Annotated in this window: 5 protein-coding genes; 1 reads left to right on the top strand and 4 read right to left on the bottom strand. The window is 51.7% G+C overall.

Annotated features, from left to right (window positions below; translation table 11 throughout):
- Positions 1 to 106 precede the first annotated feature (106 nt).
- Entirely contained in the window at positions 107 to 958 is an 852-nt protein-coding gene (locus tag B2310_RS08890) for a hypothetical protein (RefSeq protein ID WP_290730665.1), read from the bottom strand.
- A 101-nt stretch (positions 959 to 1,059) separates the two neighbouring features.
- On the opposite strand from B2310_RS08890, the gene B2310_RS08895 reads away from it, so the two are divergent.
- Positions 1,060 to 1,692: a PH domain-containing protein gene (locus tag B2310_RS08895; protein ID WP_290730667.1), complete on the top strand. Its 633-nt coding sequence runs from the start codon at positions 1,060 to 1,062 to the stop codon at positions 1,690 to 1,692.
- A 30-nt stretch (positions 1,693 to 1,722) separates the two neighbouring features.
- Here B2310_RS08895 and B2310_RS08900 read toward each other — a convergent pair whose 3' ends face one another.
- The 3 genes from B2310_RS08900 to B2310_RS08910 form a co-directional block, all read right to left on the bottom strand.
- The gene (locus B2310_RS08900; protein WP_290730669.1) at positions 1,723 to 2,163 is read right to left on the bottom strand and encodes a L,D-transpeptidase family protein; all 441 of its coding nucleotides are present in this window, start codon (positions 2,161 to 2,163) and stop codon (positions 1,723 to 1,725) included.
- A 689-nt stretch (positions 2,164 to 2,852) separates the two neighbouring features.
- The gene (locus tag B2310_RS08905) at positions 2,853 to 3,455 is read right to left on the bottom strand and encodes a 3-isopropylmalate dehydratase small subunit (protein WP_072978188.1); all 603 of its coding nucleotides are present in this window, start codon (positions 3,453 to 3,455) and stop codon (positions 2,853 to 2,855) included.
- 19 nt (positions 3,456 to 3,474) lie between these two features.
- Positions 3,475 to 4,655: 3-isopropylmalate dehydratase large subunit (locus B2310_RS08910; protein ID WP_290730672.1), on the bottom strand; the 1,181-nt coding region annotated here is incomplete at its 5' end.

A 4,655-nucleotide genomic window follows, 5' to 3' on the forward strand; every position in this document is an offset into this window, starting at 1 on the left:
CATGCCTGCATGACCGAGCCGATTGGCTAGCGCTACGAAGTAGCGCCACGCCAAGTAATTCTTCCCAGAGTTGAACTTTCGCCCCGCTTCGAGCGGGGCTTTTCTTTTAGGGGAAAGATTGTAGAATCGTGTATGCGAACGTGATTTCGTAGCCGTAATCGTTCAGTTTCCTGATGATATGGCTCATGCTTGCCACAGGGGCTTCTCTGTTGACGACAAACAGGATTTGGTTCTTGTCCTTCTTGTTCTGGAGGGATTCGCGCGACTTGATTTCGTCGATAAATTTCCAGAATTCCTCTTCGCTCGCGATATTGTACATCCTTTTTCCGCCAAGGAAACCGAGTTCGTTCAGGCTCACGATGAAGGGGCTTGTCTTGTCGTAGAGATTCACGATCACGCTGATCATCATAAAATCTTCGGCGCATTCGGCTTCCAGTTTCTTTTCACTGAGTCGTTTTGCAAGAATCTCCTCGTCCGTCAGGCCCTTTTCCCCAATCACCATGTGGGAAACCTTGATGACGTTGTCCTTGGTGGCATTCCTGCATGTCTGAACGTCGGAATCCCAGGCCGGGTTGATTGCCTGGATAGGGGAGGCGAAGTCCTTGTCGATGACGTACAGAACCTTGCCGACAAGCGGTTCGAAGTTCAAGGTCGTTAGCACCTTGCCGAACGCGTTGAAGGTGCAGTTCCCGGCGACGTGTACGTGGACTTCCTTTTCGTCCAGCGGCCTGGATCTATCTTGCTTGAAGTGGTTGAAAAAATCCAGGATGGGTTGGACTTTCCAGTCCCCGTTCTGGAGGAAATCCTTCACGGAATCTCCGACCTTCTTGCCGTTGATAAAGTATTCCCTCGAGTTCACGTCGATGACGACGACGTTCTCCGACGGTGCCATGAAAGTCTTGTCTTCGCCGCAACTGGCTAAAAAGAACAAAAGGGCTAGTAGAATGATTCGGTTCATTCGTCCTCCTAACGAATTTTCCCCGAATATAGATTTATTTTTTATAAAGTGCGTTAAATTGTTTATATTAGTAGGGGAAATAGTTCTTTACGAGGTGGTGCATGGACAACGAGCTGACGCTTTTGATTGGGGAAGGCGAAAAGATTCTCTACGCCGGCAAGCCGGACAAAAGGTGCTTTATCTTCGAATGCATCTTCAATCCGCTGCTCCCGTTTGCGGCGATTTGGGCCGCTGTCGATTTTGGTGTTATTGGGGCTGCGTTTACGGCTGACAAGTCCGAAAACATGGCCTTATTCATGGTGCCCTTCATGCTGCTCCACCTGATGCCGGTCTGGCTCTACCTTGGCGGGGCTCTGCTCTCGTTTCGGCGGTACCGCAATACGGCCTACATCGTTACGGACAAGGGAATCTACGCGTCCGGTGGTATCATCGCCAGGACATACAAGTCAAAGCCGTTTGCGGAACTTTCGCACGTGGACCTGCACCGCGGCATTTTCGACCAGTGGTTCGGCGTGGGCGACATCATCACGACCTCCGCGCAGGCAAATCCCGCAACGCTGAATGGCCGGAGGACTTCTACCAACGCGGGTATTTCCATCGACAGCATCGCCGATTACGCGGAAGTGTACAAGCTCGTGAAAAAGCTGCAAGAGGACATCTACACCGACGTGATGTACCCCAATGACCTCCGCCCCAAGGAAAATCACGGGTATAAATCAAGGTATAAAGGGTAGGGGAAAGGCTCCGCCCTAAAATCCGGCATTCTAAGGCTTGATGGTTATCGGAGTTCCGTCCTTGACTGCGCCGTAGATTTCTTCAATTTCGTCGTTCGTGACGGCGATGCAGCCGGCAGTCCAGTCTTTCCACTTGTGCCAGAATTTAAAGAGGAATGCCGGAACCTTGTTCGGATAGCCGTGGATCATGATGTCGCCGCCGGGCTCGTAGTTGCCTTCTTTTGCGGCCTTAATCTGTTCCGCATTAGGGTACGAAATCCGGAGCGATAAATGAAAGACACTTTTGGGGTTGTGAAGTACGATGGTGTAGTCGCCTTCGGGCGTCTTGTTGTCACCGGATTTGACTTTCGCTCCCACAGGATTCTTGCCCAAAGAAATCTTGTACGTCTTGACAATGTTCTCGCCGCTTCGCAAGTGCATTTGGCGTTTCGCCTTTTCTACGAGAATGTTGTCGATGGGTGAGGGGAGCATGAGTTGAAATGTAGTGATAAAGGTCTTTCTTTATTGGATTGGATTTGATTTATTCTAATTTGTTCGGCAACGATTTGTTTTTAAAAGGCCAGTCGAAAAGTAGGTCTTGCAGGTTTTTTGACTTTTTCCATCGCCTAAATGATTTTATGCATAAAAGAGTAAATGCTCCAATTGTAAACCAACTTAATAAAACGCTTATAGAAAGTATTTTGGTATCAATGTCGGGTTTTGCGATGCTGATTATACAATGAAAGAATAGCGCTATTTGGAATATAATAATACTCCAAAAAAGAGAGTCTTCTTCAGGCTTGTCTATTCCACGAAAACTAAAGGGCTTTGTTATTATAAGTGGATTGTCTTTTATTGATTTTGATTTCAGAATTGCAAACGTAAGCCAAGAAAAGGGAACGATGCTTATCAGCAGAAAAATTACCACCCTTTTATCGCCCATGTATATTAAATCGACAATAATCGTTTCAATGAAGACAATTATGCTGGCCACTGTAAACAAAAATCTTTTTTTTATATCGCTAGTCATCAAAAATGCCTTGTGAATTATGGGTAATTATAAAAAGAATATAAAAAAAACGCCCAGGCTTTTAAACTGGACGCTTTTTTTCTTTAGACGAAAGATCTTTGAGAAAAATCTATCGTCTTTCGTCTACAGGCGCTCTGCGCCGTTCTTTCGTCTACTTAAGGAACTGCATATACGGCAGCTTGCTGGCGAGTTCCTGCACCTTGTCGGCGTTGGCCATGAGGGCGGAACGTGCGTGCCAGGAGCCGTCGAGGAACTGACCGCGGGGGCCGTCAGCGAGCGTGAGCTCGATGGTTTCGTCGCCCATCTTGAGCGTGCGGCTTTCGGTGCTCGTCACGAGTTCTTCGCTCGGGTGTGCTTCGATCCAAGCGAGAATCTTGTCTGCCACTTCGTGGCTCACCTTGTAGCAAGGAACGCCAATGGCCACGCAGTTACCGAAGAAGATTTCGGAGTAGCTTTCGGCGATGATGGCGCGGATGCCCCAGCGCTTGAGAGCCTGCGGGGCGTGTTCGCGGCTGGAACCGCAACCGAAGTTCTGGTTCGAGACGAGGATGGAGCCGTTCTTGTAGGCCGGATCGCGGAAGGGGTGGACCTTGCCCTGAGCGGCGAGGCCTGCGATATCGTCGGCAAAGGCGTTGTCGCCGAGGCCTTCGAATGTGACGCACTTGAGGAAGCGAGCCGGGATGATACGGTCAGTGTCGATGTCGTTGCCGCGTACAGGAACGCCGGAACCTTTAACAATGTCGATAGAATTCATTTTTTAAATCTCCTTAGCGTTACTTGATGTACTTGCGGACGTCGGTGACACAGCCTTCGATGGCGGCGGCGGCCACCATGGCGGGGCTCATGAGGATGGTGCGGCCCGAGGGGCTGCCCTGACGGCCCTTGAAGTTACGGTTGCTGGAGCTTGCGCTCACCTGGCGACCCTTCAGCTTGTCCGGGTTCATGGCGAGGCAGAGCGAGCAGCCTGCTTCGCGCCATTCGGCACCGGCTTCCTTAAAGATCTTGTCGAGACCGAGCTGTTCGGCTTCCACCTTGATCTTCATGGAACCCGGAACGACCCACATCTTGACGGTCGGGGCGACCTTGTGGCCCTTGATGATTTCGGCGGCGGCCTGCAAGTCGCTGAGGCGGCCGTTGGTGCAGCTACCCACGAAGGCGATATCGATGGGGCGGCCAATCATCTTGGAACCTTCTTCCCAGCCCATGTATTCGTAGGCTTCGGAGATGACCTTCTTTTCGCTGCCTTCGAATTCGCTAATCTTCGGCATGTTGCCGTTCAGCGGGATGGCCTGAGCCGGAGTGATACCCCAGGTAACCATGGGTTCCAGGTTGTCGCAGTTGATTTCGACTTCGTCGTCAAACTGGGCGTCGGCGTCGGTAGCCACAGACTTCCAGTAAGCAACGGCTTCGTCCCACTTGTCGGCCTTCGGGGCATACGGACGGCCCTTGAGGTATTCAAAAGTCTTTTCGTCGGGGTTGCAGTAACCGACGCGGGCGCCACCTTCGATAGCCATGTTGCAGATGGTCATACGGCCTTCCATGCCCATGTTTTCGATGACGGGGCCTGCAAATTCGTAAGCGTAGCCAACGCCACCGTTCACACCGAGCTTAGCGATGTAAGCAAGGGCAACGTCCTTGGCGGTGACGCCCGGCTTGAGCTTGCCGGTGAACTTGATGCGGCGAGTCTTCAAGGGGCTCATGGCGAGCGTCTGGGTGGCCAAAACGTCGGCCACCTGGCTTGTGCCGATACCGAATGCGATAGCGCCGAATGCGCCGTGGGTTGCCGTGTGGGAGTCACCGCAGGCAACGGTCATGCCCGGCTGGGTCACGCCTTCTTCGGGGCCCACGATGTGAATCACGCCCTGTTCGGCGGTAGCGGGGCCAAAGAACTTGATGCCGTTGTTCTTCGTGTTGTTTTCGATATGGGAGAACATCTCTTCGGAAATGCCGTCCT

This window comes from Fibrobacter sp. UBA3629, assembly GCF_002374005.1.
GTDB lineage: Bacteria > Fibrobacterota > Fibrobacteria > Fibrobacterales > Fibrobacteraceae > Fibrobacter.

Excerpts from the sequence above, each read along its gene's own strand:
- B2310_RS08890 (WP_290730665.1), bottom strand. The coding sequence starts at position 958 with ATGAACCGAATCATTCTACTAGCCCTTTTGTTCTTTTTAGCCAGTTGC.
- B2310_RS08895 (WP_290730667.1), top strand. The coding sequence starts at position 1,060 with ATGGACAACGAGCTGACGCTTTTGATTGGGGAAGGCGAAAAGATTCTC.
- B2310_RS08900 (WP_290730669.1), bottom strand. The coding sequence starts at position 2,163 with ATGCTCCCCTCACCCATCGACAACATTCTCGTAGAAAAGGCGAAACGC.
- B2310_RS08905 (WP_072978188.1), bottom strand. The coding sequence starts at position 3,455 with ATGAATTCTATCGACATTGTTAAAGGTTCCGGCGTTCCTGTACGCGGC.